Source organism: Allobosea sp. CS1GBMeth4 (assembly GCF_900185715.1).
Taxonomy (GTDB): Bacteria; Pseudomonadota; Alphaproteobacteria; order Rhizobiales; family Beijerinckiaceae; genus Allobosea.
Genome location: NZ_FYAS01000053.1, coordinates 15,589 through 40,717 on the forward strand (window position 1 = coordinate 15,589; position 25,129 = coordinate 40,717).

Annotated in this window: 29 protein-coding genes; 16 read left to right on the forward strand and 13 right to left on the reverse strand. The window is 69.3% G+C overall.

The features are described from left to right. Positions 1-308 precede the first annotated feature (308 nt). Entirely contained in the window at positions 309-839 is a 531-nt protein-coding gene (locus CS1GBM4_RS22910; RefSeq protein ID WP_244607367.1) for a CoA-binding protein, read from the reverse strand. A 154-nt stretch (positions 840-993) separates the two neighbouring features. On the opposite strand from CS1GBM4_RS22910, the gene CS1GBM4_RS22915 reads away from it, so the two are divergent. After that, positions 994-1,434 (forward strand): hypothetical protein, encoded by a 441-nt coding sequence (locus tag CS1GBM4_RS22915; RefSeq protein WP_186421075.1) that lies wholly within the window; start codon positions 994-996, stop codon positions 1,432-1,434. A 175-nt stretch (positions 1,435-1,609) separates the two neighbouring features. On the opposite strand, the gene CS1GBM4_RS22920 is transcribed toward CS1GBM4_RS22915, so the two are convergent. After that, positions 1,610-2,416, reverse strand: coding sequence for an enoyl-CoA hydratase (locus CS1GBM4_RS22920; RefSeq protein ID WP_186421076.1), 807 nt, complete (start codon positions 2,414-2,416; stop codon positions 1,610-1,612). Between the two features lie 87 nt (positions 2,417-2,503). Here CS1GBM4_RS22920 and CS1GBM4_RS22925 point away from each other — a divergent pair, with 87 nt between their 5' ends. The 3 genes from CS1GBM4_RS22925 (at position 2,504) to rpsI (ending at position 4,043) form a co-directional block, all read left to right on the forward strand. Further along, positions 2,504-2,932 (forward strand): PaaI family thioesterase, encoded by a 429-nt coding sequence (locus CS1GBM4_RS22925; RefSeq protein ID WP_244607368.1) that lies wholly within the window; start codon positions 2,504-2,506, stop codon positions 2,930-2,932. A gap of 167 nt (positions 2,933-3,099) precedes the next feature. After that, positions 3,100-3,561 (forward strand): 50S ribosomal protein L13, encoded by a 462-nt coding sequence (gene rplM / locus CS1GBM4_RS22930; protein ID WP_186421077.1) that lies wholly within the window; start codon positions 3,100-3,102, stop codon positions 3,559-3,561. A 2-nt stretch (positions 3,562-3,563) separates the two neighbouring features. Beyond that, positions 3,564-4,043: a 30S ribosomal protein S9 gene (gene rpsI / locus CS1GBM4_RS22935; RefSeq protein WP_186421078.1), complete on the forward strand. Its 480-nt coding sequence runs from the start codon at positions 3,564-3,566 to the stop codon at positions 4,041-4,043. A 64-nt stretch (positions 4,044-4,107) separates the two neighbouring features. On the opposite strand, the gene CS1GBM4_RS22940 is transcribed toward rpsI, so the two are convergent. Continuing rightward, on the reverse strand, positions 4,108-4,989 hold the full coding sequence (locus CS1GBM4_RS22940; protein ID WP_186421079.1) for a LysR substrate-binding domain-containing protein: 882 nt from the start codon (positions 4,987-4,989) through the stop codon (positions 4,108-4,110). A 117-nt stretch (positions 4,990-5,106) separates the two neighbouring features. On the opposite strand from CS1GBM4_RS22940, the gene CS1GBM4_RS22945 reads away from it, so the two are divergent. Next, positions 5,107-6,432: an aminotransferase class I/II-fold pyridoxal phosphate-dependent enzyme gene (locus tag CS1GBM4_RS22945; RefSeq protein WP_186421080.1), complete on the forward strand. Its 1,326-nt coding sequence runs from the start codon at positions 5,107-5,109 to the stop codon at positions 6,430-6,432. A 100-nt stretch (positions 6,433-6,532) separates the two neighbouring features. On the opposite strand, the gene CS1GBM4_RS22950 is transcribed toward CS1GBM4_RS22945, so the two are convergent. Beyond that, positions 6,533-7,912, reverse strand: a complete 1,380-nt coding sequence (locus CS1GBM4_RS22950; protein ID WP_186421081.1) for a serine hydrolase domain-containing protein — start codon at positions 7,910-7,912, stop codon at positions 6,533-6,535. A gap of 169 nt (positions 7,913-8,081) precedes the next feature. Between CS1GBM4_RS22950 and CS1GBM4_RS22955 the strand changes: the two genes are divergently transcribed. Then, entirely contained in the window at positions 8,082-8,294 is a 213-nt protein-coding gene (locus tag CS1GBM4_RS22955) for a DUF3126 family protein (RefSeq protein ID WP_186421082.1), read from the forward strand. Positions 8,295-8,366: 72 nt separating this feature from the next. Here the strand turns inward: CS1GBM4_RS22955 and CS1GBM4_RS22960 are convergent, their stop codons facing one another. Beyond that, complete coding sequence (locus CS1GBM4_RS22960; RefSeq protein WP_186421083.1) at positions 8,367-9,086, reverse strand: hypothetical protein; 720 nt, start codon at positions 9,084-9,086, stop codon at positions 8,367-8,369. Between the two features lie 171 nt (positions 9,087-9,257). Between CS1GBM4_RS22960 and CS1GBM4_RS22965 the strand changes: the two genes are divergently transcribed. Next, on the forward strand, positions 9,258-9,587 hold the full coding sequence (locus tag CS1GBM4_RS22965) for a hypothetical protein (protein ID WP_186421084.1): 330 nt from the start codon (positions 9,258-9,260) through the stop codon (positions 9,585-9,587). Between the two features lie 54 nt (positions 9,588-9,641). Continuing rightward, positions 9,642-10,172: a gamma carbonic anhydrase family protein gene (locus CS1GBM4_RS22970; RefSeq protein ID WP_186421085.1), complete on the forward strand. Its 531-nt coding sequence runs from the start codon at positions 9,642-9,644 to the stop codon at positions 10,170-10,172. Between the two features lie 288 nt (positions 10,173-10,460). Here CS1GBM4_RS22970 and CS1GBM4_RS22975 read toward each other — a convergent pair whose 3' ends face one another. From CS1GBM4_RS22975 to CS1GBM4_RS22985, 3 genes are all read right to left on the reverse strand, one after another. Continuing rightward, positions 10,461-11,093 (reverse strand): transglutaminase-like cysteine peptidase, encoded by a 633-nt coding sequence (locus CS1GBM4_RS22975; protein ID WP_186421086.1) that lies wholly within the window; start codon positions 11,091-11,093, stop codon positions 10,461-10,463. 447 nt (positions 11,094-11,540) lie between these two features. Then, positions 11,541-12,155 carry a PilZ domain-containing protein gene (locus CS1GBM4_RS22980; RefSeq protein WP_186421087.1) on the reverse strand — a complete coding sequence of 205 codons (615 nt, stop codon included), beginning with the start codon at positions 12,153-12,155 and terminating at the stop codon, positions 11,541-11,543. Between the two features lie 63 nt (positions 12,156-12,218). Next, a complete protein-coding gene (locus CS1GBM4_RS22985) occupies positions 12,219-12,791 on the reverse strand; it encodes a PAS domain-containing protein (RefSeq protein WP_186421088.1) in 573 nt (190 codons plus the stop codon). A gap of 375 nt (positions 12,792-13,166) precedes the next feature. Here CS1GBM4_RS22985 and CS1GBM4_RS22990 point away from each other — a divergent pair, with 375 nt between their 5' ends. Together CS1GBM4_RS22990 and CS1GBM4_RS22995 are read left to right on the forward strand one after the other, a co-directional pair. Next, on the forward strand, positions 13,167-13,985 hold the full coding sequence (locus CS1GBM4_RS22990; protein ID WP_186421089.1) for a rhomboid family intramembrane serine protease: 819 nt from the start codon (positions 13,167-13,169) through the stop codon (positions 13,983-13,985). Positions 13,986-14,152: 167 nt separating this feature from the next. After that, complete coding sequence (locus CS1GBM4_RS22995) at positions 14,153-14,584, forward strand: CBS domain-containing protein (RefSeq protein ID WP_186421090.1); 432 nt, start codon at positions 14,153-14,155, stop codon at positions 14,582-14,584. A gap of 152 nt (positions 14,585-14,736) precedes the next feature. Here CS1GBM4_RS22995 and CS1GBM4_RS23000 read toward each other — a convergent pair whose 3' ends face one another. The 3 genes from CS1GBM4_RS23000 to folE all read right to left on the reverse strand — a co-directional run bounded on the left by CS1GBM4_RS23000 (position 14,737) and on the right by folE (position 17,089). Next, entirely contained in the window at positions 14,737-15,696 is a 960-nt protein-coding gene (locus tag CS1GBM4_RS23000) for a patatin-like phospholipase family protein (RefSeq protein ID WP_244607369.1), read from the reverse strand. A 206-nt stretch (positions 15,697-15,902) separates the two neighbouring features. Further along, positions 15,903-16,304, reverse strand: coding sequence for a phosphoribosyl-AMP cyclohydrolase (gene hisI, locus CS1GBM4_RS23005; protein ID WP_186421092.1), 402 nt, complete (start codon positions 16,302-16,304; stop codon positions 15,903-15,905). Between the two features lie 143 nt (positions 16,305-16,447). Beyond that, complete coding sequence (gene folE / locus CS1GBM4_RS23010) at positions 16,448-17,089, reverse strand: GTP cyclohydrolase I FolE (protein WP_186421093.1); 642 nt, start codon at positions 17,087-17,089, stop codon at positions 16,448-16,450. A 155-nt stretch (positions 17,090-17,244) separates the two neighbouring features. Here folE and CS1GBM4_RS23015 point away from each other — a divergent pair, with 155 nt between their 5' ends. Then, on the forward strand, positions 17,245-17,694 hold the full coding sequence (locus CS1GBM4_RS23015; RefSeq protein ID WP_186421094.1) for an iron-sulfur cluster assembly scaffold protein: 450 nt from the start codon (positions 17,245-17,247) through the stop codon (positions 17,692-17,694). 63 nt (positions 17,695-17,757) lie between these two features. Here the strand turns inward: CS1GBM4_RS23015 and CS1GBM4_RS23020 are convergent, their stop codons facing one another. Further along, positions 17,758-18,489 (reverse strand): phosphatase PAP2 family protein, encoded by a 732-nt coding sequence (locus tag CS1GBM4_RS23020; RefSeq protein ID WP_186421095.1) that lies wholly within the window; start codon positions 18,487-18,489, stop codon positions 17,758-17,760. A 129-nt stretch (positions 18,490-18,618) separates the two neighbouring features. Between CS1GBM4_RS23020 and yidD the strand changes: the two genes are divergently transcribed. Further along, positions 18,619-18,939, forward strand: a complete 321-nt coding sequence (gene yidD, locus CS1GBM4_RS23025; RefSeq protein WP_186421130.1) for a membrane protein insertion efficiency factor YidD — start codon at positions 18,619-18,621, stop codon at positions 18,937-18,939. Here the strand turns inward: yidD and CS1GBM4_RS23030 are convergent. Further along, complete coding sequence (locus CS1GBM4_RS23030; RefSeq protein ID WP_186421096.1) at positions 18,921-19,160, reverse strand: cysteine rich repeat-containing protein; 240 nt, start codon at positions 19,158-19,160, stop codon at positions 18,921-18,923. The genes yidD and CS1GBM4_RS23030 overlap by 19 nt on opposite strands. A 236-nt stretch (positions 19,161-19,396) precedes the next feature. On the opposite strand from CS1GBM4_RS23030, the gene thrS reads away from it, so the two are divergent. From thrS to serS, 4 genes are all read left to right on the forward strand, one after another. Continuing rightward, positions 19,397-21,394, forward strand: coding sequence for a threonine--tRNA ligase (gene thrS, locus CS1GBM4_RS23035; protein ID WP_186421097.1), 1,998 nt, complete (start codon positions 19,397-19,399; stop codon positions 21,392-21,394). Positions 21,395-21,442: 48 nt separating this feature from the next. Then, positions 21,443-22,729, forward strand: coding sequence for a DUF2157 domain-containing protein (locus CS1GBM4_RS23040; RefSeq protein WP_186421098.1), 1,287 nt, complete (start codon positions 21,443-21,445; stop codon positions 22,727-22,729). Then, entirely contained in the window at positions 22,726-23,349 is a 624-nt protein-coding gene (locus tag CS1GBM4_RS23045) for a GDYXXLXY domain-containing protein (RefSeq protein ID WP_186421099.1), read from the forward strand. The genes CS1GBM4_RS23040 and CS1GBM4_RS23045 overlap by 4 nt, the downstream gene beginning before the upstream one ends. A gap of 216 nt (positions 23,350-23,565) precedes the next feature. Next, positions 23,566-25,125, forward strand: a complete 1,560-nt coding sequence (gene serS, locus CS1GBM4_RS23050; protein WP_186421100.1) for a serine--tRNA ligase — start codon at positions 23,566-23,568, stop codon at positions 25,123-25,125. The last annotated feature ends 4 nt before the right edge of the window (positions 25,126-25,129 follow it).

Below are 25,129 nucleotides of genomic sequence, written 5' to 3' on the forward strand. Positions count from 1 at the left end.
CTGTTCGATTTAACGAACGCTCGCCGCAGCGTCAATTGCACCGCTCTTCCCTCGGCCCGCCAATGCCCGGCATGCTCGCAAGCCCGCGAGAGGAATGGTGCGGCGCTCGAGAGGGGGCGTGGGCCTTCTCCGTAGGATGGCTCACCATACCGTGGTCATCCCGGACAGGCGGCGAAGCCTCGCCAACCCCGGAGCCATGCCGGAACGGTTCAGGCATGGGGGGCCGGGTCTCCCTTCGGTCGCCCGGAACGACCGGAAGAGAGGAGGCCGACATGGCTGCGATCAAGCGGCTCCGCCGAGCCTCGCCCTCACGTCCCCGGGCGGTCGATCGTCAGCTTCTGGAAGCCCTTGCCGGCCAGCGCCGGCTTCTTTGCCGACAGGATGCGCGAATTGATGCCCTGCCAGCCGATCTCGCCGGAGAGCCGGCCGTACTCGATCTTCGGGCAGCGGTTCATGACCACGGTGACGCCCCTGGCCTCGGCCTTCGCCGCGGCTTCGTCGTTGCGCACCGAGAGCTGCATCCAGATCACCTTGGGCAGCGGCTCGAGACCCAGGGCCTCGTCGGTGATCGGGCCGGCCGCCTCGGAATTGCGGAAGATCTCGACCATGTCGACCGGCCGCGGGATGTCCTTCAGCGAGCCGTAGACGGTCTTGCCGAGCAGCGTCTGCCCGGCGAGCCCGGGATTGACCGGGATCACGTCGTAGCCGCGCTCGAGCAGGTACTTGCTGACGATCCAGCTCGGCCGCGCCTCGTTGGCGGAGGCGCCGACGAGGGCGATGCTCTTGACCTCGCGCAGGATGCGGCGAATGAGCGCATCATCGTAGGAATCATGGTTCAAGGCACGAAAATCCCTGCGAATTGAAACCGTTGCCGAACCGCTCCGGCCGGGCCGCGAAGGCCTGCCGCCGCCGGAACATCGCGCGGCCGAGCTTGTTGCCTCTGTCGGAGAGGGAGAGGCAAATCCCGCTCTTCACCAGTGAGGAGGGCCTGCCATGTGCGACTACAGTCTGCACCATGTGATGTCGACTCCTGCCAAAGTCGGCGACGTCCTCAAGACCACCAGTTTCGCGGGAACGAGCACCAGGGGCTTCTGCGCCGCTGGCGAGCCGAATGTCGCGGTCTGCGTGCTGCCCGGCACGGAGCTGGCGTTCGCGTCGGAGATCGAATGCGACAGGGCGGTCGGCTTCCTGCCGCATCGCCGGCTCGCGGCGACGGTGGCGCGCTTCCGGCAGGTCGACCTCGACAAGCCCTACGCTCATCACGACGCGATCGAACTGCCCAGCGGACAGACCGTGCTGCTGACCAATCTGTCTGAGGGGCAGACGGTGACCGTGCTGCAATTGCCGGCAGAGCCGCAGGGCGAGCGGGCCGCGACGGCCGAGGCCGATCCCGCGCCGGCCGAGCCGGAACCGGTCCGGATCCTCGGCATCTGATCGCGTCACCGGAGGGGCCTGGAGCATGCTGCGAAAAGTGGCAACGGGTCTTGCGCCGAGCATGCTCTAAGCTAGTGGAATCGGTCACGTTGGCTGCATTTGGACGATTCCGTCCAAATGCAGCGTGATCGAGGAGCCATTCGCGACGGCGGCTCGTCTTCGTGGCGAGCCGGCCTCAGCCGTGCCGCCAGTCCGGCTGGCGCTTCTCCATGAAGGCGCCGATGCCCTCCTCGGCGTCGCGGGCCAGCATGTTCTCGACCATCACCGCCGAAGCGTGGTCGTAGGCCGCCTTCAGCCCCATCTCGCGCTGTTCGTAGAAGGTGCGCTTGCCGACCTTCACCGTCGCCGCCGATTTGGAGGCGATGATCCCGGCGAGCCGCCGCGCTTCTCCGAGCGCCTCGCCCGCCGGCACCACCCGGTTGACGAGGCCCATGCGCGCCGCCGTCTCGGCCGGCACCATCTCGCCGAGCAGCAGCATCTCCATCGCATGCTTGGCCGAGAGGTTGCGCGAGAGCGCGACCATCGGCGTCGAGCAGAACAGGCCGATATGGACGCCGGGCGTGCAGAAGCGCGCTCCGTCGCCGGCGACCGCGAGGTCGCAGGTCGCGACGAGCTGGCAGCCGGCGGCGGTCGCCGTGCCCTCGACCGCGGCGATCACCGGCTGGGGCAGGGCGGTGATCTGCTGCATCATCGCCGAGCAGCGCCCGAGGATCTCGGCGAAATAGGCCCGGCCGCGGTCGGGATCGGCGCGCCGGGCGCTCATCTCCTTGAGGTCGTGGCCGGCGGAGAACACCGGGCCGGCCGCCGCCAGCACCACCGCGCGGATGCTGCGGTCGTTGGCGATCGCGACGAGCGTTTCCGACAGGGCCGCCAGCATCGCCTCGCTCAGCGGGTTGCGCGCCTCGGGCCGGTTCAGGGTCAGCGTCGCGATGCCGTCGGCATCCTCGCGCAGCAGAATCTGCGCTCCGGCATGGGCGTTCATGGCAACGGGCCTTTCGCTGTTTGTCCTATTGTCGGAAGCCGGGTGCCGTGCTGCAAGGGGTCTGACAGCCTCTAGGTTTTCCGCACGATGACGATCCGCATGAGCGCCGCCGAGATCGAGGCCTATCTCGATCAGGTCTTCCCGCAGCTCCACTATGGCGGCCGCACCTATGTCGTCGAGGAGGTCGGGCCGCTCTATGCGCGCATGCGCTGCGACTATCACGAGAGGCATTTGCGGCCGGGCGGCACGATCTCCGGGCCGACGATGATGGCGCTCGCCGACCTCGCCCTCTATGTCGCCATCCTCGCCCAGATCGGCCCGGTCGCGCTCGCGGTGACGACGAGCCTCAATTACAATTTCCTGCGCAAGCCCGGGCAGGCCGCGCTGGTCGCGGAAGCGAGGCTGCTCAAGCTCGGCAGGCGGCTCGCCGTCGGCGAGGTCCGCCTGTATTCGCAGGGTGAGACCGAAATGGTCTGCCATGCCACTGGCACCTATTCGATCCCGGCGGAGCGATGAGGCGGTATCCAGATACCGTTTTGCCCAGTCCTCTGAAAACAATGCGTTTTTGGCCAGGGCGCGACATCTTTGCTTGACATCGCCGGGGCGGCCGCCTATCCAGCGCCCACATCGCCGCCGGCCTGCCGGCGGCTTGTCCTTTTTTCCGAAGCTGAAGGGGTGCCGCGATGAAGACCATGTCGCTCAAGCCCGCCGATGTCGAGAAGAAGTGGGTTGTGATCGATGCCTCCGGGCTCGTCGTCGGCCGTCTCGCCTCCCTGGTGGCGATGCGCCTGCGCGGCAAGCACAAGGCCGCCTACACCCCGCATGTCGACTGCGGCGACAACATCATCGTCATCAACGCCGAGAAGGTGGTGCTGACCGGTCGCAAGCGCGACCAGAAGGTCTACTACCACCACACCGGCTTCCCGGGTGGCATCAAGGAGCGGTCGGCCAAGTTCCTGCTCGACGGTCGCTTCCCGGAGCGCGTCGTCGAGAAGGCCGTCGAGCGCATGCTGCCGCGCGGCCCGCTCTTCCGCCAGATCCTCGGTAATCTGCGCGTCTACAAGGGCTCGGAGCACCCGCACGCCGCCCAGTCGCCGGAGGTGCTGGACGTCGCCAAGCTCAACTCCAAGAACGCGAGGGTCTGACGATGGCCGAGGTTCTCCAGTCTCTCGAGCAGCTCGGCCAGGTCGCCAAGGGCACCCAGCCCGAGGCTCCGGTCCACGTCAAGAAGGTCGACGCGCTCGGCCGCGCCTATGCCACCGGCAAGCGCAAGAACGCGATCGCCCGCGTCTGGATCAAGCCGGGCTCCGGCAAGATCACGGTCAACAGCCGCGACCAGGAAGTCTATTTCGCCCGCCCGGTGCTGCGCATGATCCTGCAGCAGCCGCTGCAGCTGGTCGATCGCCTGACCCAGTACGACGTCGTCGTCTCGGTCAAGGGCGGCGGCCTCTCCGGCCAGGCCGGCGCGGTCCGTCACGGCCTCTCCAAGGCCCTGACGCATTACGAGCCGGAGCTGCGCGGCCCCCTCAAGAAGGAAGGCTTCCTGACCCGCGACTCGCGCGTGGTCGAGCGCAAGAAGTTCGGCAAGGCCAAGGCCCGCCGCAGCTTCCAGTTCTCGAAGCGCTGATCTCCTCATCGGCTTCGGCCGGTATCGATCCGAAGGGCGGCTCTCGCGAGCCGCCCTTTTTCGTTCACGCATTGCCTTCCAGCCAGGCGGCCACCTCGGCGCGCCGCGGATGCGGCCTGCCGGCCGGCGGGAACAGCAGCGTCAGCCGGTCGCCGCTCGGGAGTTCGTCGGCGAAGGGGGCGACGAGCCGACCGTCGGCGAGATGCGGCGCCACCAGGCTCCGGCGGCCGATCAGGATGCCGGCGCCGCCGAGCGCGGCGTCGAGCGCCAGCGCATAGAGCGAATAGGACGGGCCGCGGCCGGCATCGATTCCGCTCGCGCCGGCATGGCGCAGCCAGCGCGCCCAGTCGCCACGCCAGACCGCGTCGTGCAGCAGGGTCTGCCCGGTGAGATCGGCAGGGGTCCGCAGGGTGCGGGCGAGCGCCGGGGAGCAGACGGGAAACAGGCTGTCCTCGGCCAGCACCAGCGCGTCAGCGGGCGGCTCGGTGAGATAGAACAGCGCCAGGTCGAAGCTGTCGTGCCGGCCTGCCGGCGGGGTCTCCATCGCGCTGATCGAGATCGGCAGGGCTGGAAAGGCCCGCTGCAGCGCCGGCAGGCGCGGCGACAGCCAGAGCTGCGCGATGCAGGGCAAGGCCGCGATGGCGAGCGCCCGGCCGGCATGGCTCGCCCTGAGCTCCTGCACGGCCAGCGCCAGCGCATCGAAGGCGGCGCTGAGGCGTGGCCGGGCGTCCCGGGCGGCCTCCGTCAGCGCCACGCCCTGGGGCAGGCGCCGGAACAGCGCCAAGCCGAGGAAGGCCTCGAGATGGCGCACCTGCTGGGCGATGGCGCCCTGCGTCACGCCGATCTCCTCGGCCGCCTTCGAGAAGCTGCCGAGCCGGGCCGCGGCCTCGAAGGCGCGCAGCGCGTTGAGCGGCGGCAAGGGCGGGCGGGGCGGTCTGACGGACATCGGCGGCACGAGGTTGCAGGCCTAGATTTTCTAGCCCTGCCGGCGACGATAACTGGTTTGCGCACGCGCCGGCAAATCGCTGCAATGGCCAGACGAAACAGCTCTGCGGGGATGACGATGACGGCGAAATTGGCGCGGCGCGGCTGGGTGCCGACGGCGAGCGAGGATCATGTTCTGCGGATCGCCGGCGAGGTCGCCGGGCAGGACCGCGCGACGCGCGAGGCGAGGCTCGCCGGTCTCGTCGCCGAGAACCGCACCATCCACGAGCGCGACTGCGTCAACCTCAACCCGGCGACCAATGTCATGAACCCGCGTGCCGAGGCGGTGCTGGGCCAGGGGCTCGGCACGCGGCCCTCGCTCGGCTATCCCGGCGACAAATACGAGATGGGCCTCGAGGCGATCGAGCAGATCGAGGTGATGGCGGCCGAGCTCGCGGCCGAGGTCTTCGGCGCCACCCACGCCGAGATCCGCGTCCCCTCGGGCGCGATCGCCAATCTCTACGTCTTCATGGCGGCGGCGAGGCCCGGCGACGTCGTGATCGCGCCGCCGCCCGCGATCGGCGGCCATGTCACCCATCATGGCGCTGGCGCCGCCGGGCTCTACGGTGTCGTTACCCATCCCGCCCCGGTCGATGCCGGCGGCTATACGGTCGATGTCGCCCGGCTGCGCGAGGACGCGCTGCGGCTGCGGCCGAAGGTCATCAGTATCGGCGGCAGCCTCAACCTGTTCCCGCACCCGATCCGGGAGATCCGCGCCATCGCCGACGAGGTCGGGGCGATCGTGCTCTTCGACGCAGCCCATCTCTCCGGCATGATCGCGGGGCACGGCTGGCAGCAGCCTTTGGCGGAAGGCGCTCACGTCATGACGATGAGCACCTATAAGAGCCTGGGCGGCCCGCCCTCCGGACTGATCGTCACCAATGACGCCGGTCTCGCCGAGAAGCTCGACGCCATCGCCTATCCCGGCCTCACCGCCAATTTCGACGCGGCCAAGTCGGCGGCGCTGGCGATCACCCTGATGGACTGGCAGGAATTCGGGCGCGACTACGCCGCGATGATGGCGGCGACGGCGAAGGCGCTGGCCGAAGCCCTGGCGGAGCGGCAGGTCCCCGTCTTCGCGCGCGATCGCGGCATGACGGCCTCGCACCAGTTCGCGATCGAGGCGGGCGGCTATGGCGGCGGGCAGGCCGCGGCGAAGCGGCTGCGCGCCGTCAACATTCTGAGCTGCGGCATCGGCCTGCCGATTGCGGAGGTGGAAGGCGACGTCAACGGCCTCCGGCTCGGCACGCCCGAGATCGTCCGCTTCGGCATGCGGCCCGAGCACATGCCGGAACTCGCCGGCTACATCGCCGACGGGCTCGCGGGCGCGCGCCCGGACGAGGCGATCGCCCGCGACGTCACCGCCTTCCGCCGGCGCTTCGACAGGTTGCATTATGTGAGGTGAGATGGGCAGGCGTCATTCTCGGGCGGAGCGAAGCGCAGACCCGAGAATCTCGCGACGAGAAGGCGCTGATTGGAGCCTCCTCCAGGCGGAGATGCTCGGGTCAAGCCCGAGCATGACGCCGGTCATACCTCTCCAGCATCTCAGCCTTCAGCGCCTCTTCCGCGATCGCCTGTGCGCCGCCGAGCCAGGCCGCCTCGATCTCGCCCGATGCGTTGCGGACGAGGCGGGCCGGCTCGCCCGGGCTGGCGAAGCCCGAGGCCTTGACGATGCGCCCCCGGTCTTCGGCCGCCGGCTCGATCTCGCCGGCGTCGAGGAACGGGTTGAACAGCGCCGGATTGGCGATCAGCACCTTGCCGCCCGCCGGGACGAGGTCGCCGGCGCCCCAGATGGTCCAGAGGCGCTTGCGCCAGCGCTTGGTCGCGGGCGTCGGCCCGCCGTGCTCGGAGAAGGTCCGCAGGATCTGGATCACGCCGTCGAGCCAGGGATGCGCCAGCCCGTCGATCGCGTTGGTCAGCACAGAGACGGTCAGGTCCTGCTCCGGCATGGTCACCGTGCGGGTGATGAAGCCCTGGAAACCGCCGGAATGGCCGACCCAGTCCCAGCCGTCACCGCCGCCCGAGATCGTGCCGAGCCCGTAATGGCGCCCCAGGCTGCTCTCGGCATCAGGCCAGAGCCGGCGCGTCATCTCGCGGCGGCTCAACGGCGAGATGACGCTGCGCTCGGCCCTGGGGGACAGCTGGGCGATGAAACGGGCGATGTCGGCCGCCGTCGCGACGAAGCCGGCGGCCGAGACCATGGCGTTGCCCGGATTGTCGGCCGGGATCACCACGCGCCGGCCGAGCGGCATCGTCCCGCTATGGCCCTTCGCCATCGGCCCGCTCCAGAGCGTGATGTCGGGCCGTGTCTCCCGCAGCCCCGCCGGCGCGACGATCTCGCGGGCGATCCAGTCGGCATAGGCCTCGCCCGTCACCGCCTCGATCACCAGTCCGAGCAGGGCGAAACCGTGATTGGAGTATTTGAAGCGCTGCGAGGCCGGGAAGACCGGAGGCCTGGCGAGGTCGGCCAGCAACTCGTCCCTGCGCAGATAGGGCCTGCGGTCGAAGAACTGGCCGGAATCGGCGCCGTCGCGGCAAAGGCCGGCGCTGTTCGAGAGCAGCTGGGTCAGCGTCGCCGCGGCGACCTCGGGATGCAGGCCCCGGACATGGGCGCCGGCTTCGTCGTCGAGCCGCAGGCGGCCGGCTTCGGTGAGACGCAGGATGCCGGCGGCGGTGAAGCTCTTCGAATGCGAGGCGATGCGGAAGCCGTGGCGCGGCGTCAGCGCTTCGCCGGTCGCAAGGTCGGCGCTCCCGAAGGCGGCCTCGAGCACGATCTCGCCGCCATCGGCGATCGCCACCGCGCAGCCGGGCTGGTCATGGAAACGGCGCTGGAATTCGAGCCAGCTTGCGACGTAATCGAGCGCGGCGGGCAGCCAGGGCTTCATCGGGGAATCCATCGTCGAGCGGAGCGGGAGCGGCAGCTTGGCACGGGTGCCGGCGCGGCGTCAGCGCCGCAGAGCGCGGGAGCCATGCGTTGTTGGCCGTAGCGCCTTCGTCCTTGCCCTCGGCGCCGACGCGTGGCATCCGTCCGCGCAACACATAAGGACCGTCATCGTGGACAAGACCGAACTCGCCAAGCTCGAGGCGTATCTGCGCCGCACCTTCTCGAACCACAACATCAGCGTGCGCGCGCGGCTGAAGAAGACCGACTCGGCCGAGGTCTATCTCGCCGACGAGTTCATCGGCATCATCCATGTCGACGACGAGGACGGCGACCGCTCCTTCAACTTCACCATGGCGATTCTCGACGTCGACCTCGACGATTGAGGCCGGCGCAGAGGCGTCGCTCGCAGTCGATCTCCTCGCGATGAGGCCTTCGGCACGAGGCGGGCGTTCTGCTCAGCGCATCAGCCGGTCGATGGTGCGGCGCACGCCGCCGAGCATCACCTGCCAATCGGCGACGATGGCGCGCGGGAAGCGGATGTTCACATCGACGCCGCGATGGCGGAAGGTCACGCGGCAGGGCTCGTCGAGGCCGCTCTGCGCGGTCTCGACCGGGCAGCGCGCCGCGAAGCCGCGCCCGTCCGGCACCGAGACATAGAGCTCGTCGCCGTCATAGGGTGACCCCTTGCGGAAGCCGCGCACCACCAGCCCGCCCGGGTTGGACCAGACCGTCGGCGTCAGGAAGCGGGCGTAGACGGAGAGCTGCGTCGCCGGCTCGTTGACCTTGTCCGGCGGGCTCAGCGTCACCAGAAGCCGCTGCCTGCTCTCCGGCGTCACCGGCCCGAGGCTCGGCCAGTCGAGGCGCAGGCGCGCCATGCCGACGAGACGGCCTTCCTCGCTGTCGGCGCCGGCCAGATTGGCGGGAATCGCCAGCACCACCTCGCCGACCCGCGCCGGCCGCAGCTCGCTCCCGGCATCGGGCTGCGGGCGGGTTGCGAACAGGGCGAGGCCGGTGCCGGCCGCTCCGAGCGCGAGGATGCCGGCGGCGAGCTGCAGCAGCGCCCGGTCGCCGCGCGGCGGCAGCGGCGCCGGCCGGCGCTTGAGATGGTTGCGGATCAGCGCCGCCACGTCGGTAGCGTGGGCGTGCGGCTGGTCCCGGTCGGCGTAGAGGCTCATCGGATTCGTCCCCGGGCCGATCGCGGCCCTGCCGGGACACTGAACCAGAGCCGCCTTAACGTGTCGTAAACCATGTCCGGGCCGGCGTGGTTAACCATTGGTTAAGGCTTTGCTTCCGCAGCCGGCGCCCTTGCGCCATGCTTCGGCGGCATCCGCTGGGAACCGTCTTCCGTGTCGCTCGATCCATCGGCCGTCGAGGCCCTGAAATCGCTGGTTCTCGGCTTCGCTTTCGCCGGCCTGCTGGCGAGCGCCTTCGAACTGTTCACGCAGAGGCGCGCCGGCTTCGAGCTCCTGCAGGGCGGCGGCGTCGGCGCGGTGGCGAGCGTGCCGGTGGTCGTGTTCAGCGCGCCGTTCCTGATCATCCGCAACACCGTGCGCGGCCGGCGCATCGAGGGGCGGCCCTTCTTCTTCGTCATGGCGGCGAGCATGGTCGCCTCGCTCTGGAGCTTGGTCAGCGGCCGCCTGGTGCTCGACCTGCTCATGGCGCTCGGCGCGGCTTGACGGCCGGGGCGGCAGCCCTGCAATCCTCAGGCTGGACAGCCCGGAGGATACGCCATGCCGCTCTACTCGCTCGACGGAACCGCGCCGGAAACGCCGCCGCAGGGCCATTGGTGGCTCGCGCCGGACGCCCATGTCATCGGCCGGGTCCGGCTCGCGCGCGATGTCGGCATCTGGTTCGGGGCCGTGCTGCGCGGCGACAATGAGTGGATCGAGATCGGCGAGGCCACCAACATCCAGGAAGGCTGCGTGCTCCACACCGACATGGGCGCGCCGCTGAAGGTCGGCGCCGGCTGCACCATCGGCCATCGCGCCATCCTGCATGGCTGCATCATCGGCGAGAACAGCCTGATCGGCATGGGCGCGACCGTGCTCAACCATGTCAGGATCGGCCGCAACTGCCTGGTCGGCGCCAATGCGCTGGTGACCGAGGGCAAGGAGTTCCCCGACAATTCGCTGATAGTCGGTTCGCCTGCCCGGGCCATCCGCAGCCTCGACGAGGCGGCGGCCGCGGGTCTGCGCGCCTCCGCCGCCGGCTATTCCGAGCGCTGGAAGCAGTTCGCCAGGGGCATGCTGCGGATCGACTGACCGCGTTGTCCCGTCCCTGGCCCCGAACGAAGCGGGCCGGCTCCCCGGGGGAGGAGCCGGCCCTGGACGATGCCCGGTCGGGGACGGGTGGGTGGGGACGTGACCGGACTTCGTCGTCCCTGGGGCGGATCCGATCGGGACGAGCCCGCCGGATCCGCCCGACTTCGAGGATGGAGGCCGTCCGGCCGATCGGCTAGCGATGCGAGCGGGTCGGACGGGCTCCGCGAAATCCCTTCGATTCCGCGGTTTTGGACGCGCCGGGTTCCGTCCCGCCCGGCGCCGAGCCGTTCAGCGCAGCGACGCCACGGTCGAGGTCGACAGGCCGCCGAGCGAGGCCCACCCGGTCTGCGCCTGGGATTCGCGCTTGACGTAGGTGTAGCCGGTCTGGCTCCAGGGCAGCACGGCGTTGCGCTTGTTGTCGAGGATGAAGTCGCCGCGATCGGTGCGGATCATCAGCACGGCGTGGCCGGCATTCTCCTCGTCGATCACCACGGTGACGCGCATGGCCCGGCGCGGCACGCCGGCCGCGGCGAGACGCTGGCGCTTCAGCAGGACGAAGTCCTCGCAATCGCCCTTGCCGTCGGTGGGGATGTCCCAGCGGTCGACCACGCCCCAATGGTCCTGGTCGGTGATCGCGACGATGTCGCGATTGACCCGCTGATTGGTTCCGACCAGCAGGCTCCACAGCCGCGGCGTCAATTCGACGGTCTCCGGCTCGCGGGTGTCGACGCTGCACTGAGCCGGCATGCGCTTGCAGAAATCGGTCCAGGCGTAAGGAGCGCGGGCGTCGCCGCCGGCGGTGATCGGCGCGCTGGCGACCGGCAGATTGGCGCTCTGCTGCGCCTGGGCGCCGGCCGCACCTGCGAAGGTGATGACGGCGGCGGCGATGACGTGGCGATAACCCCGGAAACGCGAAAACATGATGTCCCCCTGTCTTGTCCCGGGAATGACCATGCTCTGGGGGGCGTGGAAGTCGCTTGAAGTCAATCCGCGCAATTTTACTGAATTCGACTTCGCAGCGCGCAAAAATACTTACGACGAACCAAGTATAAATTCGTCGGTAAGATTTTTCTGCGTGGGCGTAAGGAATTCTTAACCGAGCGTTTTCTTAACCATGGAGCCGGCCTGCTCGTCAAGCTCCTCGGGCTAGGTTCTGTGAATTGCGGGGGAGGCGCCGGCCGCGGCGGGGTAACTCCAAGGCCGCCGCGCGGCGCCCGCGATCCGGACCGCCGCGGGTCTTCGGGCTATGAAGCGGGCGCAGCGAGGCTGCGAGCCTGCCGGCTGGCGGCGGGCGAAACCGGCCTGCGCCGGCGTCGGCCGGGCGGCGGGAGGTCGGAGGTCTGGATAGGGCGCGACGAGGCGCGCGCTTCAGAGCTCGAGGTTCTCGTCGAGCTCGTCGGCGGAGAGCGGCATGCGGAACTGGGCGGCGTAACCGCCGTCGAAGCGCCGCACGATCATGGCCGGCGTGCTGCCGAGCCGGATCGCCGTGCCCATCTCGAACTGGTGGTCGGTGGCGAAGGCCGCGCCCGACAGCGAGAAGTCGATCAACCGCACCGCGTGCTCGCTGCCGTCCTCGAGGGTCAGGATGCTGCGCGGATTGCGCGGCACGATGCGCTCATGGCGCCGGTCCTCCGGCAGCCCGAGCTCGTCGCGATTGGCGAGCCAGGTCAGCTGCGCGGTGAACTTCTCGCGCTTGCGGCTGGTCGCGGTGATCGTCATCGCGAAGCCCGTCGGCGTGGTGCGCACCGCCGTCCCCTCGATGCGGCCGAGATGTTCGAGGTAGACGATGATGCGGTCGCCGACCGCCGGCTTGGCGGGCGCCACCATATGCAGCCCGCCCGGCGAGATGTCGGTGGTCTGGCAGGGATATTCCATGCGGTTGGGCAGCATGTAGCGTCCGAGCAGGACGACCTTCATGCGCTGATGGCGCCGGCGCTCGACCGGGACCGAGCCCGTCCTCTGATTTTGGGGCGCCGTCAGCATCACAGACCTTGTTCCTAACAGGGTCATGCTACCGGCCTGCCGGTTAAGAGCTGGTTAGTATTCTCAGGCCCTGCCGCCGGGCAGGAGCATCAGCTTCGGCCTGCGCTCCTGGGCCGCGGCCTCGCTGCCGCGCGCCGCGCGGGCGTCGGGCCAGATCATCCGAAGCGAGATGGTGCGCATCGAGGCGAGCGTGTCGAGGCCGAGCCAGTCCGGCGACAGCCCGGGCGACAGCGCGCCGAGAATGCGCGCATGGGTGCGGCCGCGATAGCGCAGCGGAAGCAGCAGCAGCTCGAGATGGACGCTCGCGCCGTTCTGCGTCTGCGCCGACAGGCCGGCGACGGCACCCGCGCTCTCGTCCATCACCGTCTGGACCAGGCGGCGCATGTCGCCTTGCGTCTCGACGTCGGGCCACAGCGCGGCGAAGGCGCGCCCGCGCAATTCCCGCCCGAACAGCGCGCAGAGCCGCGTTCCGGCCAGGCGGAAGACCGGCCCGATCGGCTCGTTCTCGAGCACGAAGGTGTCGGCCAATGCGTGGCGCAGCGCGCCCGGCTCGATCTCGCCCCGCTCCGGAGCGCTCCGCTCGCCGCGCAGCGTGTCCCAGTAGTCGAAAACCAGGCGGGTGCTCGGGTTCTTCATATCCTGTCCAATCCGGTCTGCGCTGTCCCTGTTCGTGCGAAGGCGTTTCAAATCGGAGCGCATTCGTTCGAGGCGGGGACTGCCGTGCCCTTGCGAATCGGCACGACGCAGCACGCATGCCGTCTTGGCACGCGACCCGGGCGGGCGGAGCCTGCGGGGACTGTTAAGGTTAAGCAACGGTTAAACTTGTGGAAGATCCCTAAAATGCAGGATAAAACCGTCATCGGTTTCGAGCTCGTGCGAGCTCGGGGGACGGCAGGGGGACGCGGGGGCGTGACCCGCCGGGGGGAGGAAAGGGGAGGGCGCCCGCTCTCCCCTTTTCTGTTGCCCGCCTTTTCTGTTGCCCGCCTTGGGCTGATGCGCCAGTGAGGCCCGATGTCGGACCATTCAGACGATCTCCGCGGCCCAGCTGTCCGCGAGCCGATCTTCAACCTGCCCGCCGCCGTGGTCTGGCTGATCGCGGCGCTGGTGCTGGTCCAGGGCGCGCGCGAACTGCTCAGCGAGCGTGACGATTTCCTGCTCGTCTCCTGGCTCGCCTTCGTCCCGGCGCGGCTGACCTTGTGGTTCGCGCCGGAGCGCCTGCAGGAGGTCTCGCAGGCCCTGGGCGCGACCGGCGCGCCCGGCTTCGTCCAGAAACTGCAGCTCGTGCGCCTCCTCCTGGCGGATGGCGGCGGCCAGCCCTGGACGCTGCTCAGCTACGGGCTGCTGCACGGTTCCTGGCTTCATCTGATCTCGAACGTCGTCTGGCTGGCGGCCTTCGGCAGCCCGGTGGCGCGCCGGCTCGGGGGCGCGCGCTTCCTGCTGCTGATGGCGCTCTCCACCATCGCCGGCGCCGTGCTGCACTGGTGGTCGCGCGAGCTCGACGTCCTGCCGTTGGTCGGCGCCTCGGCCGGCGTCTCCGGCGCGACGGCGGCGGCGATCCGCTTCGTCTTCTCGCCCGGCGTCCATTTCACCGCGCTCGGCCATGATGCGGCCGTCCGGCGGATTCCGGCCGAGCCGCTCGGCGGGATCTGGCGCAATTCGCGGGCGATGCTGTTCGTCGTGATCTGGTTCGTCACCAACATCCTGTTCGGCGCGGGGCTGATCCCGATCCTCGGCGAGGAGACCAGCATCGCCTGGGAGGCGCATATCGGGGGCTTCGTCGCCGGCCTGCTGCTGTTCCCGCTGCTCGACCGGGGGCCGGTCCGGCGCTGAACGGCGCCGCGACCGCCTTGCCGTCGCCTCAGACTTCGCTCACAGTCGGGACAGTCCAGCGTAGCGTCGCACCGCGGACGAAGACGATCCGCGTTCCGGCGTTGCTCTCGTCGCAACCCATCAATGCGCGCCGGCCAACGGCGCCGCTATCGTCGGAGGAGAAGTCGATGAACGTCGCTCATATTCTCGGCAGCAAGGGGGGAGATGTGGTTTCGGTGCAGCCGCACCGGACGCTCGGCGAGGCAGCGCGCACCCTGGCCGAGAAGCGGATCGGCGCGGTGGTGGTGACCGGGGCCGATGGCGACCTGCTCGGCATCCTGTCCGAGCGCGACATCATCAGGGCGCTGGGCGCGGGCGGCGCCGCCGCGCTGGAGACGCCGGTGTCGCGGGCGATGACCGCCAAGGTCGTGACCTGCCGGCCCGACACCAGCGTCGACGACCTCATGGAGATCATGACTTCGGGCCGGTTCCGGCACGTGCCGGTGCTGGACGGCGGCCGCATCGCCGGCATCGTCTCGATCGGGGACGTGGTCAAGCATCGCGTCGCCGAGATCGAGGCGGAGAGCCGCGCGATGCGCGATTACATCGCCATGGCCTGAGGGGAGAAGGTTGCTCCGCGAAGCCGAGACGGATGAGGGGTCGCGCTGCGCTTGCCGATCGACGTCCTGGTAGGCGAGAGCCGGCGACGTCGCGCGCCTCCTCACCCAACCCTCTCCCGCAAGGTGAGAGCGGGCCGTTGCGCCTGAATCTGTCAGTTCAGCGGCAGGTGGTTGGCGGCGATCATCGCCCCGATCTCGTCGAGCGCACGCTCGGCGGCCTGCCGCCCGAGCGCGATCGCCTCGTCGGCGCGATGGAAGTCGAACAGGCCGACGCGCGCCAGCTTGGGGCCGATCATCACGTCCGGCGGGTCTCCGGCGAGGCGCGAGCGCGAGATGCGGTCCTGCGTGATGTTGAAGGCGTCGACCATCACGCCGGCGAGTCCGGGCTGGTCGTTGTTGGCCTTGCCGACGATGCCGCGCATGCGCTCGCGCATGCCGCCGAACCAGCCGCCGGCCGCGCGCTGTTCCGGCGCCGGCTCGGGATCGGCGTCGGCGCCATAGGATTGGATCACCGTGCCGCGGCCGCTCATGTCGCTGTTGAGGTTGACGCAGAGCACCACGTCGGCGCCGAGCGCGCGCGCCACGGTGACGGGCACCGGGTTGACCAGCGCCCCGTCCATCAGCCAGCGGCCGCCGAGCTTCACCGGGTCGAAGACGCCGGGCAGCGCATAGGAGGCGCGCAGCGCGTCGACCAGCGAGCCGCGGGTCAGCCAGATCTCGTGGCCGGTGCCGAGCTCGGTCGCGACGGCGGCGAAGATCTGCCCGAGCTCGCCGATCTGGAGGCCGGTGAGGTCGCGCTCGAGCAGGCGCTTCAGCCGGCTGCCGGCGATCAGCCCGGCACCGCCGAGATGGAAGTCCATCAGCCCGACGACGCGGCGCTTGGTCAGGCCGAGCGCGAATTCGCGCAGCTGTTCGAGCTTGCCGGCGGCATAGCAGCCGCCCACCACGGCGCCGATCGAGGTGCCGGCGATCACCTCCGGCGCATAGCCGGCCTCGCTCAGCACGTCGAGGACGCCGATATGCGCCCAGCCGCGTGCCGCGCCGCCGCCGAGCGCCAGGCCGATCCGCGGCCTGCCGAAGCGGGTGGCGGGTTCGGAAACGAGATCGTTCATCGCAGCTCCGCCGCCGCCCAATCCGAAAGCCCGTCTGGCGATGTTCTCCAGCATCATCGGCGCGATCCCTCCGCGGGAGGCTCAGGGTCGCGCGGGCCGATGAGCGAAAGATGAACGGCGCCGGGGCCTTGGGCGGCTATCAGTCGCTTTTGAAGGAAACATGAAAGCGTGGTGAAAGGATTGCCAACGAAGCAGGCGCTCCCGGTTCAGAAGGTCAGCGGCCCGTCGGCTGCCGCGCCGACCGGCTTAACCCGATAGAAGCAGCTCCTGCGGCCCGTATGGCAGCAGCCGCCGTCGCCGCCGACCCGGACCTTGATCCAGATCGCGTCCTGATCGCAGTCGAGGCGCATCTCGACGATGGTCTGGATCTGGCCCGAGGTTTCGCCCTTGCGCCAGAGCGCCTTCCGGGAGCGCGACCAGTACCAGGCCTCGCCGGTCTCGATGCTCAGCCGCAGCGACTCCGCGTTCATGTGCGCCACCATCAGCACTTCGCCGCTCGTCGCTTCGGTGGCGACGCAGGTGACGAGGCCGTCGCGGTCGAAGCGGGGGGCGAGCACCGTGCCCTCCTCGATCTCGGCCTTGCTGGAGAGGGTGGGAAAGATGGTCATGTGAGGGTCCAGAGGATTTGCTGCTCGCTATATAGAGCCGGCGACGCCAGCCGTCATCGCGAGCGAAGCGAAGCAATCCGGGGCCGCGGGCGAGCCGTTCGGGATTGCTCCGTCGCTTGCGCGCCTCGCAATGGCGGTCGGTGCTACAGCGCCGGCGACTTCACCATGGTGAAGAAGCGCACCTGCTCGGCCGGGTCGCGGAAGCGGCCGGTGTATTGCGTCGTCATGGTCGACGAGCCCTGCTTCTGCACGCCGCGCATCGACATGCACATATGCTCGGCCTCGACCAGCACGGCGACGCCGCCGGGCTTGAGCGCGCGCTCGATCGCCTGCGCGATCTGCGCCGTCATCGTCTCCTGCGTCTGCAGCCGGCGCGCATAGACCTCGACGACGCGGGCGAGCTTCGACAGGCCGACCACGCCGCGGCTCGGATAGTAGCCGATATGGACCTTGCCGACGAAGGGCACCATGTGGTGCTCGCAATGCGAATAGAACGGGATGTCGCGCACGAGGACCATGTCCTTGTAGCCGTCGACCTCCTCGAAGACGCGCTCGAGCATGTCGTCCGCGTCCTCGTGATAGCCCCTGTAGAATTCGCGATAGGCCTTGGCGACGCGCTGCGGCGTATCGGTCAGCCCTTCCCGCGACGGATCGTCGCCGGCCCAGCGGATCAGCGTGCGCACGGCCTCCTCGGCCTGCTCCTGTGTCGGTCGGGTGATGATGAACTTGTCTGCGGAGGGGCCGCGTGCCCGCTCTACGGACAAGGACTTAACCACATGGTCCATGTGGAGCCTCCCGTTTCGGTTCGCCGGCGGCAAGCCGGCAGGTCAGACAAGTTCGCCCTCTCGTCCAGTGAATTGCACGGCTCTCCCGGAGCACGCGCCGGCACTCTATATTGGTTGCGAAAGCCGGCAACTCCAGTCCCCGGCCGGGACAACCCATGCTGAACGACGTCTATAACAAGCGAATCCTGGAATTGGCAGGAAACATTCCGCTGCTCGAGCGCCTGCCGGCGCCCGACGCGACGGCCACGGCCCATTCGCGCCTGTGCGGCTCGACGGTGACGGTCGACCTCACCATGGACGATGATGTCGTCACCGGCTTCGGCCATGACGTCAGGGCCTGCGCCCTCGGCCAGGCCTCCTCCTCGATCATGGCGCGCCATGTCGTCGGCTCGACCGCGGCGGAACTGCGCGAGATCCGCGAGCGGGCCCGGGCGATCCTCAAGGACGGGGCCGAACCGCCGGACGGCAAATGGGCCGACCTGTCGGTGCTCGTGCCCGTGCGCGACTTCAAGGCCCGGCATGCTTCGACCATGCTGACCTTCGACGCCGTGGTCGACGCCATCGGCAAGATCGAGGCGAAGCGGCGCGAGGCGGTCGCGGGGTAGCCGAACCTCGGCGTCATTCCGGGCCCACGCCTGCGGCGTGCCCGGGAAAGACGGTTCAGGACGTCATTTCAGCCCGAAGGCCTGGCGGATCTCCGGACGCGTCTCGTCGTAGCGGACCTTGAACGCCTTCTCGGCCAGCAGCGCCTTGGCGACGACGCGGCCGATCTTGTCGCCGGCCTCCAGATCGGTCGGGTAATGGAAGCCGCAGACCAGGCGGCTCTCGTCATAGCTCTTGACCCGCTCCTCGAACCTGTCGGCGAGCTCGGGGACGGCGTCGGAGAGCAAGGTGGCATAGAGCGCCGCCGTGGCGGCATGGGCCGACGGGAAGGAGGTGCCGTCCGGCCGCCCGCCGGGGCAGGGCTTGACCCTGACCTTGTTCCACATGGCGAAGGGCCGGATGCGGTTGGTCAGGCGGTTGACGCTCTTCAGCAGGATGGCGAGCTCGACCTGCGCCTCGCGCATCAGCAGGCGCGTTTCGCGATGCGTGCCCTCGACATAGGCGTGGTCCATGCCGGCGAGGAAGGCGTTCAGCGTCTGGTACTGGTCGGCGATCGCCTGCTTCTCGCGCTCGGGCGTGCGGGCCGAGGAGATGGCGAGCACCTTCTCGAACTCGGCCCGATGCTCGGGCGAATTCTGCGCCGGCGGCAGCCCCATGACCTTGGCGACGTCGATTTTGGCGGCGTCGAGCCAGATGAGGTAGGGTCGCTGCTGCGCGGCCGCAGGCGTGGCGAGAGCCAGCGCGACGAGCGGTGCGCAGAGGACGGTGGCGGGGGCGAGGAAGCGAGAGCGCTGCATGTCCGGGATCTGGAAGGACCGACCTGTGCCGGAAGAGGGCGGAATCGAATGACGGGGCGCCGGGATGGGCCCTCCATGTCTTACTTACCTGGACATGCTGAAAAAAGCCTTTCCTGGCGCGGGGCGCTCCTGCACGCGCCGCGTCGCGCCGCGCATCTGCTGATCCGCGGCTACCAGCTCAGTCTCTCCATGCTGATCGGGCGGCAATGCCGGCACTGGCCGAGCTGCTCGGACTACACCGACGAGGCGATCCAGCGTCACGGGCTCTGGGCCGGCGGCTGGGTCGGCTTCGCGCGCATCTGCCGCTGCACGCCGCTCGGCACCTCCGGCATCGACCTGGTCTGCGAGGAGTTGCCGGCCGAAGGCGCCTGGTACCGGCCCTGGGCCTATGGCCGCTGGCGCGGCGTCAACGCGCCGCCGGCCGACGAGGCTCAGCCGTCCGAGCGCTGAGCGCGCATCTGCTCCAGCGTCGTCAGGCAGGCCTGCGAGAACGCGGCGTGTTTCTCCTTCAGACAGGCGGCGAGGCGCCCGCCGCCGGGCTTGATGCCCGGGCAATGCTTCCGGAAATCGGCGGCGCAGGCGCTGCGGACCGCGCCGCGTCCGGGCGACTGCGCGAAGGCCGCCGCGGGGGCGAGGGCGAGGACCAGGGTCAGGGCGAGGGCTCGGGTCATGATCACGGGCTCCGGATGGCGATTCTGCGATCCTGGCGGTGCGGGCGTTGCCGCGGCCTGACCGGAAGATGACGAAACCGAAAGCTTGGGCGATCGCGCCATTCCCGCGATTGCCTGCGCCGTCCGTCTCGTATAGGCCTCGCCGGCGCGTCCGATCCGGCTGCCGGCCGCGCCCACCTTCAAGGCGGCCGGCCTTCTTACGGGGCTCGTATCCCCGAGTGAGCAGGAGCCGGTCGATGACGATCTCCCTGACTTTCCCCGATGGCGCGAAGCGCGAATTCCCGGCCGGTATCACCGGCAAGGACATCGCCGGCGGCATTTCCCCCTCGCTCTTGAAGCGCACTGTCGCGATGGCGCTCGACGGCACGGTCGTCGACCTCGCCGACCCGATCACCGCCGACGCCAGGATCGAGTTCCTCAACCGCGAGGATCCGCGCGCGCTCGAGCTGATCCGGCACGATTGCGCCCATGTCCTCGCCGAAGCGGTGCAGGAGCTCTATCCCGGCACCCAGGTGACGATCGGTCCGGTCATCGAGAACGGCTTCTATTACGACTTCTTCCGCAACGAGCCCTTCACTCCCGAGGATTTCGCGCCGATCGAGAAGAAGATGCGCGAGATCATCGCGCGCGACAAACCCTTCACCAAGGAAGTCTGGAGCCGCGACAAGGCCAAGGCCTTCTTCCGTGACAAGGGCGAGGCCTTCAAGGTCGAGCTGGTCGATGCGATTCCTGACGACCAGACGCTGAAGATGTATGCGCAGGGCGACTGGATCGACCTCTGCCGCGGCCCGCACATGACCTCGGTCGGCAAGGTCGGCGGCGCCTTCAAGCTGACCAAGGTCGCCGGGGCCTACTGGCGCGGCGACAGCAGCAAGCCGATGCTGACCCGCATCTACGGAACGGCCTTCGCCAGGCAGGAGGATCTCGACGCCTATCTCAAGCAGCTCGAGGAGGCGGAGAAGCGCGACCACCGCCGGCTCGGCCGCGAGATGGACCTGTTCCACTTCCAGGAGGAGGGGCCGGGCGTCGTCTTCTGGCACTCGAAGGGCTGGCGGCTGTTCCAGGAGGTGCTGACCTATATGCGCCGGCGGCTCGCCGCCGACTATGAGGAGGTCAACGCCCCGCAGGTGCTAGACAAGTCGCTCTGGGAGACCTCGGGCCATTGGGGCTGGTACCAGGACAACATGTTCGCGGTGAAGTCGGCCTCGGCCTTCGAGAATCCGAACGACCAGGAGCGCGACCACAAGGTCTTCGCGCTCAAGCCGATGAACTGCCCCGGCCATGTCCAGATCTTCAAGCACGGGCTGAAGAGCTATCGCGATCTGCCGATCCGCCTGGCCGAATTCGGCAATGTGCACCGCTACGAGCCCTCCGGCGCGCTGCACGGGCTGATGCGGGTGCGCGGCTTCACCCAGGACGACGCCCACATCTTCTGCACCGAGGAGCAGCTCGCCGCCGAGTGCCTGAAGATCAACGACCTGATCCTCTCGGTCTACGAGGATTTCGGCTTCACCGACGATCTCGTCATCAAGCTCTCGACGCGGCCGGACAAGCGCGTCGGTTCCGACGCGCTCTGGGACCATGCCGAGGACGTCATGACCAGGGTGCTCGACCAGATCGCGAAGCAGTCCGGCAACCGGATCAGGACGGCGATCAACCCGGGCGAGGGCGCCTTCTACGGGCCGAAGTTCGAATATGTCCTGCGCGACGCCATCGGCCGCGACTGGCAGTGCGGCACCACGCAGGTCGACTTCAACCTGCCCGAGCGCTTCGGCGCCTTCTATATCGGCTCGGACGGCGAGAAGAAGACGCCGAGCATGGTCCATCGCGCCATCTGCGGCTCGCTGGAGCGCTTCGTCGGCATCCTGATCGAGCACCATGCCGGGCATTTCCCGCTCTGGCTGGCGCCGGAGCAGGTCGTCGTGGCGCCGATCACCTCCGAAGCCGACGCCTATGCCGAGGAGGTCACCATGGCGCTGCTCTCCGCCGGCCTGCGCGCCCGCGCCGACCTGCGCAACGAGAAGATCAGCTACAAGGTGCGCGAGCACTCGCTGGCCAAGGTCCCGGTGATCCTCGCCGTCGGCAAGCGCGAGGCCGAGGAGCGGACCGTGACGCTGCGCCGGCTCGGCAGCCAGCAGCAGAGCGTCGTCGCGCTCGATGCCGTCGTCGCCGCGCTGACCGAGGAGGCGACGCCGCCCGATCTCGCCCGCAAGACGAAGGCGAGGGCGGCCTGAGCCGGCCGCCCTCGCCAAAACTCCTCAGCCCATGCCAAATGGACCGCGATGCTGACGGGTTCCTATCGTAAACGGCTCGAAGCCGATCTCGGTCGCTGGGTGGGCGAGGGGCTGGTCAGCCCCGAGAACGCGGCGACCATCCGCCGTTCGCTGGCGCAGGAGAGCGGCTTCAAGCTGCCCGCCCTGCTCGGCCTGTTCGGCGGCCTCCTGATCGCCTCCAGCGTCTCCGCCTTCGTCGCGGCGAACTGGGACGAAATTCCGCGGCTCGTGAAGCTGGTCATGGTGCTGGTCGGGCTGGCCGGTGCGCTCGGCGTCGCAATCAGGCTGGAAAGCCGGGGCTCGACGGCCGGCGCCGATGCCGCCGCCACCTGTGGCACCCTGATCTTCGCCGCCGGCGTCGCGCTCGTCGGCCAGATGTACCATCTGCCGGCCGATTGGCCGGGCGGCGCGCTCCTGGTCGCGCTCGGAGCGCTGCTCGTCGCCTTCCTGCTGCGCTCGAACGGCGCGCTCGTCATCGCCCTCGTCGCGATCGGCGCCTGGGCCGTGGGGCGCTGGGACGAGGGCGAGCCGCGGGCCCATCTCCTGTTCTGGCTGCCCTTCCTGCCGGCGCTCTGGCTCGCTGCCACCCGGCACAACCGCCTCGTCCATCATGTCGCGGTGCTGGCCCTGCTCGGCTGGTTCGCGACGCTGCCGGGCCAGCCCGCCTTTATCCGCTTCGATTACGGGCTGCTGGCCTATGGGCTCGCCGTCTCGGCGCTGTTCGTCGCGCTCGGCGCGCTCGCGCTCGATCGCGGCGGGCCGGGCCTCCTCACCGCCTTCCTGCCCTGGGGACTGCTCGGGCTGATCCTTTCGCTCGGCGTCGAGCTCGTCCGCATCCTCGAGCCCGCCGAGGCGCGTCCCGGCACGGCGTTGTGGCTGAACTATTTCGTCTATGCGCTGGCGTTGCCGGCGCTGCTCGGGCTCGGCCTGCTGGCGCGCGAGCGCCGCTTCGCCTGGCCGCTGGCGCTCGCGCTCCTCATGGCACTGCTGGTGCCGGTGCTGTTCTGGAGCGGCGGCGGGGTCAGCCTAGCCGGCAAGATCGTCGTCGCGGCGCTGATCCTGGCGATCGCCATCGGCATCGTCGTCGCCGGGGCCGGCGGCGGCGTGCGCCGGCTCGGCATCGCGGGCTCGGCCCTCTTCGCCGTCGCCGTGGTGATCCTGCTCTGGCAGACCATCGGCACGCTGCTCGACCAGTCGCTGTTCTTCCTGGTCGGCGGCGCCGCCCTGATCGGCCTCGCCGGCGGGATGCGCCGGCTCCTCGCCAGGTTCGGCAAGCCGGCGGAGGCAGCGCCGTGATCCGCCTGCCATCCGCCGACAGCTTCACCGGCCGCATCCCGCCGCTCTGGCGCGGGCTTGTCGCCATCGCCTTGCTCTGCGGGCTGGTCCTCGTCCTGGTCGAGTCGCGCGCCGGCATCCTGCGCTCAGGCAGCGAGATCAGGCTGGCGACCGCGCCGGTCGACCCGCGCGACCTGTTCCGCGGCGATTATGTCATTCTCAATTACAGGATCAGCACGCTGGAGCCGGCGGCGCTCGACGGCGACAAGGCGTTCGAGCGCAACCAGGCGGTGTTCGTCCGGGTCGCACCCGGTGCCGACGGGCTGGCCGAGGCGAAGGGGGTCTATCTCGCCCGCCCGCCCGCCGCGGAGGGCGGGACCGTGCTCGCGGGCAAGGTCGCCTCGACCGGCGCCTGCGCGCTCGATGCGAACGGCGCCCCCGATTGCGCGGCCGGCCGCCGCGCGATCCGGGTGAGCTACGGGCTCGAAAGCTATTTCGTGCCGCAGGGCACCGGCCGCGCCATCGAGACCACCGAGCGCAAGCGGCTGGAGATCGTCGCGGCCGTATCGGGCTCGGGCCAGGCGGCGATCAAGCGCCTTCTGATCGACGGCAAGCTCGTCCATCAGGAACCGCCCTACTGAGGGGCGGTCCTCTCCCGTCATGGTCGGGCTGGTCCCGACCATCCACGTCTTCATTCGTCGAGCGCGGTGTTCAAGACGTGGATGCTCGGCACAAGGCCGAGCACGACGGTTAGCGCCTTGTCTCGCTTGCACCTGCGCCACGCCGACGGAACGCTTCCGTGCCGGCGCGCCATGCTCTAGAGCATCAGCCGATTCCACAATGGATCGGCTTGAGCGATGTACGACATCAGATGGATTCGCGAGAACGCCGCGGCGTTCGATCGGGGCTTGCAACGGCGCGGGCTTGAGAAACTGTCGTCGTCGCTGCTGGCGCTCGATGATCAGCGCCGCGCCGCCATCGGCAAGTCGCAGGCCGCTCAGGAGCGCCGCAACGCCCTCTCCAGGGAGATCGGCAAGGCGATGGGCCAGAAGGACCTCGCCTTGGCCGAGCAGCTCAAGGCCGAGGTCGCCGCGCTCAAGGAGCAGGTGCCGGCTCTGGAGGCCGAGGAGCGGATCGCCGTCGAGGCGCTGAACGCGCAGCTCGCCGCCATTCCGAACGCGCCGCTCGACGACGTGCCCGAGGGCGCTGACGAGCACGGCAACGTGCTGCTGCATGCCCATGGCGCGAAGCCCGAGGAGAACGGCCGGCTCGCCGGCGTCAATCGGCCCAAGGAGCATTACGAGCTGGGCGAGGCGCTCGGCCAGATGGATTTCGAGACGGCGGCGAAGCTCTCCGGCTCGCGCTTCGTGGTGCTCGACCGCCAGCTCGCGCGCCTCAACCGCGCCATCGGCCAGTTCATGCTCGACACCCATGTCGACGAGCACGGCTACACCGAGGTCAACCCGCCGCTGATGGTGCGCGACGAGGCGATGTTCGGCACGGCGCAATTGCCGAAATTCGCCGGCGATCAGTTCCATGCCTTCGCCTATGACCTGCCCGATCATCTGAAGCCGCACGGGCCGGCGGCGGAGCTCTGGGAATCGCTGGCCGAGGATTGGACCTCGGCCGAGGGCAGGCGCGAGCAGGCGACCTTCGGCTCGGTCGTGCAGGCGCTGATCGACCAGAAGATGCGCCAGGACGAGATCGACCAGATCGTCGGCTTCTTCGAGCTCCTCAAGCGAGAGCTCGCCATGGCACGCCATGGCAAGGCGCGCGGCGATGTCGTGCTCGATGCGGCGGCGAGCGGGCACTGGCTCATCCCCACCGCCGAGGTGCCGCTGACCAATCTCGTCCGCGAATCGATCCTCTCCGAGGAGGAGCTGCCGCGCCGCTTCACGGCGCTGACACCCTGCTTCCGGGCCGAGGCCGGCTCGGCAGGCCGGGACACCCGCGGCATGCTGCGCCAGCACCAGTTCGAGAAGGTCGAGCTCGTCTCGATCACCGCGCCGGAGAAGTCGCGCGAGGAGCACGAGCGCATGCTCGCCTGCGCCGAGACCGTGCTGAAGAAGCTCGACCTGCACTATCGCGTGATGACGCTGTGCACCGGCGACATGGGTTTCGCCTCGCAGAAGACCTACGACATCGAGGTCTGGCTGCCGGGTCAGAAGACCTATCGCGAGATCTCGTCCTGCTCGGTCTGCGGCGATTTCCAGGCGCGGCGCATGAACGCCCGCTACAGGACCAGGGACGGCAAGGGGCCCTTCTTCGTCCACACCCTCAACGGCTCGGGCACGGCGGTCGGCCGCGCCCTGATCGCGGTGATGGAGAACTACCAGAACGCCGACGGCTCGATCACCGTGCCGGAGGTGCTGGTCCCCTATATGCGCGGGGTCACCCGCATCGAGAAGGCGGCCTGATCCC

What these genes read in the sequence shown, in the direction of transcription:
- rpsI (WP_186421078.1), top strand. Translation starts at nt 3,564, where the DNA reads ATGGCCGAGGTTCTCCAGTCTCTCGAGCAGCTCGGCCAGGTCGCCAAG.
- CS1GBM4_RS22925 (WP_244607368.1), top strand. Translation starts at nt 2,504, where the DNA reads ATGACGATCCGCATGAGCGCCGCCGAGATCGAGGCCTATCTCGATCAG.
- CS1GBM4_RS23015 (WP_186421094.1), top strand. Translation starts at nt 17,245, where the DNA reads ATGCTGAACGACGTCTATAACAAGCGAATCCTGGAATTGGCAGGAAAC.
- CS1GBM4_RS22970 (WP_186421085.1), top strand. Translation starts at nt 9,642, where the DNA reads ATGCCGCTCTACTCGCTCGACGGAACCGCGCCGGAAACGCCGCCGCAG.
- serS (WP_186421100.1), top strand. Translation starts at nt 23,566, where the DNA reads ATGTACGACATCAGATGGATTCGCGAGAACGCCGCGGCGTTCGATCGG.
- CS1GBM4_RS22920 (WP_186421076.1), bottom strand. Translation starts at nt 2,416, where the DNA reads ATGAACGCCCATGCCGGAGCGCAGATTCTGCTGCGCGAGGATGCCGAC.
- CS1GBM4_RS23000 (WP_244607369.1), bottom strand. Translation starts at nt 15,696, where the DNA reads ATGAACGATCTCGTTTCCGAACCCGCCACCCGCTTCGGCAGGCCGCGG.
- hisI (WP_186421092.1), bottom strand. Translation starts at nt 16,304, where the DNA reads ATGACCATCTTTCCCACCCTCTCCAGCAAGGCCGAGATCGAGGAGGGC.
- folE (WP_186421093.1), bottom strand. Translation starts at nt 17,089, where the DNA reads ATGGACCATGTGGTTAAGTCCTTGTCCGTAGAGCGGGCACGCGGCCCC.
- CS1GBM4_RS22960 (WP_186421083.1), bottom strand. Translation starts at nt 9,086, where the DNA reads ATGAGCCTCTACGCCGACCGGGACCAGCCGCACGCCCACGCTACCGAC.
- CS1GBM4_RS22985 (WP_186421088.1), bottom strand. Translation starts at nt 12,791, where the DNA reads ATGAAGAACCCGAGCACCCGCCTGGTTTTCGACTACTGGGACACGCTG.
- CS1GBM4_RS22950 (WP_186421081.1), bottom strand. Translation starts at nt 7,912, where the DNA reads ATGAAGCCCTGGCTGCCCGCCGCGCTCGATTACGTCGCAAGCTGGCTC.
- CS1GBM4_RS22940 (WP_186421079.1), bottom strand. Translation starts at nt 4,989, where the DNA reads ATGTCCGTCAGACCGCCCCGCCCGCCCTTGCCGCCGCTCAACGCGCTG.
- thrS (WP_186421097.1), top strand. Translation starts at nt 19,397, where the DNA reads ATGACGATCTCCCTGACTTTCCCCGATGGCGCGAAGCGCGAATTCCCG.
- CS1GBM4_RS23020 (WP_186421095.1), bottom strand. Translation starts at nt 18,489, where the DNA reads ATGCAGCGCTCTCGCTTCCTCGCCCCCGCCACCGTCCTCTGCGCACCG.
- CS1GBM4_RS22915 (WP_186421075.1), top strand. Translation starts at nt 994, where the DNA reads ATGTGCGACTACAGTCTGCACCATGTGATGTCGACTCCTGCCAAAGTC.
- CS1GBM4_RS22945 (WP_186421080.1), top strand. Translation starts at nt 5,107, where the DNA reads ATGACGGCGAAATTGGCGCGGCGCGGCTGGGTGCCGACGGCGAGCGAG.
- CS1GBM4_RS22980 (WP_186421087.1), bottom strand. Translation starts at nt 12,155, where the DNA reads ATGCTGACGGCGCCCCAAAATCAGAGGACGGGCTCGGTCCCGGTCGAG.
- CS1GBM4_RS22975 (WP_186421086.1), bottom strand. Translation starts at nt 11,093, where the DNA reads ATGTTTTCGCGTTTCCGGGGTTATCGCCACGTCATCGCCGCCGCCGTC.
- CS1GBM4_RS23030 (WP_186421096.1), bottom strand. Translation starts at nt 19,160, where the DNA reads ATGACCCGAGCCCTCGCCCTGACCCTGGTCCTCGCCCTCGCCCCCGCG.
- CS1GBM4_RS22990 (WP_186421089.1), top strand. Translation starts at nt 13,167, where the DNA reads ATGTCGGACCATTCAGACGATCTCCGCGGCCCAGCTGTCCGCGAGCCG.
- rplM (WP_186421077.1), top strand. Translation starts at nt 3,100, where the DNA reads ATGAAGACCATGTCGCTCAAGCCCGCCGATGTCGAGAAGAAGTGGGTT.
- CS1GBM4_RS22995 (WP_186421090.1), top strand. Translation starts at nt 14,153, where the DNA reads ATGAACGTCGCTCATATTCTCGGCAGCAAGGGGGGAGATGTGGTTTCG.
- CS1GBM4_RS23040 (WP_186421098.1), top strand. Translation starts at nt 21,443, where the DNA reads ATGCTGACGGGTTCCTATCGTAAACGGCTCGAAGCCGATCTCGGTCGC.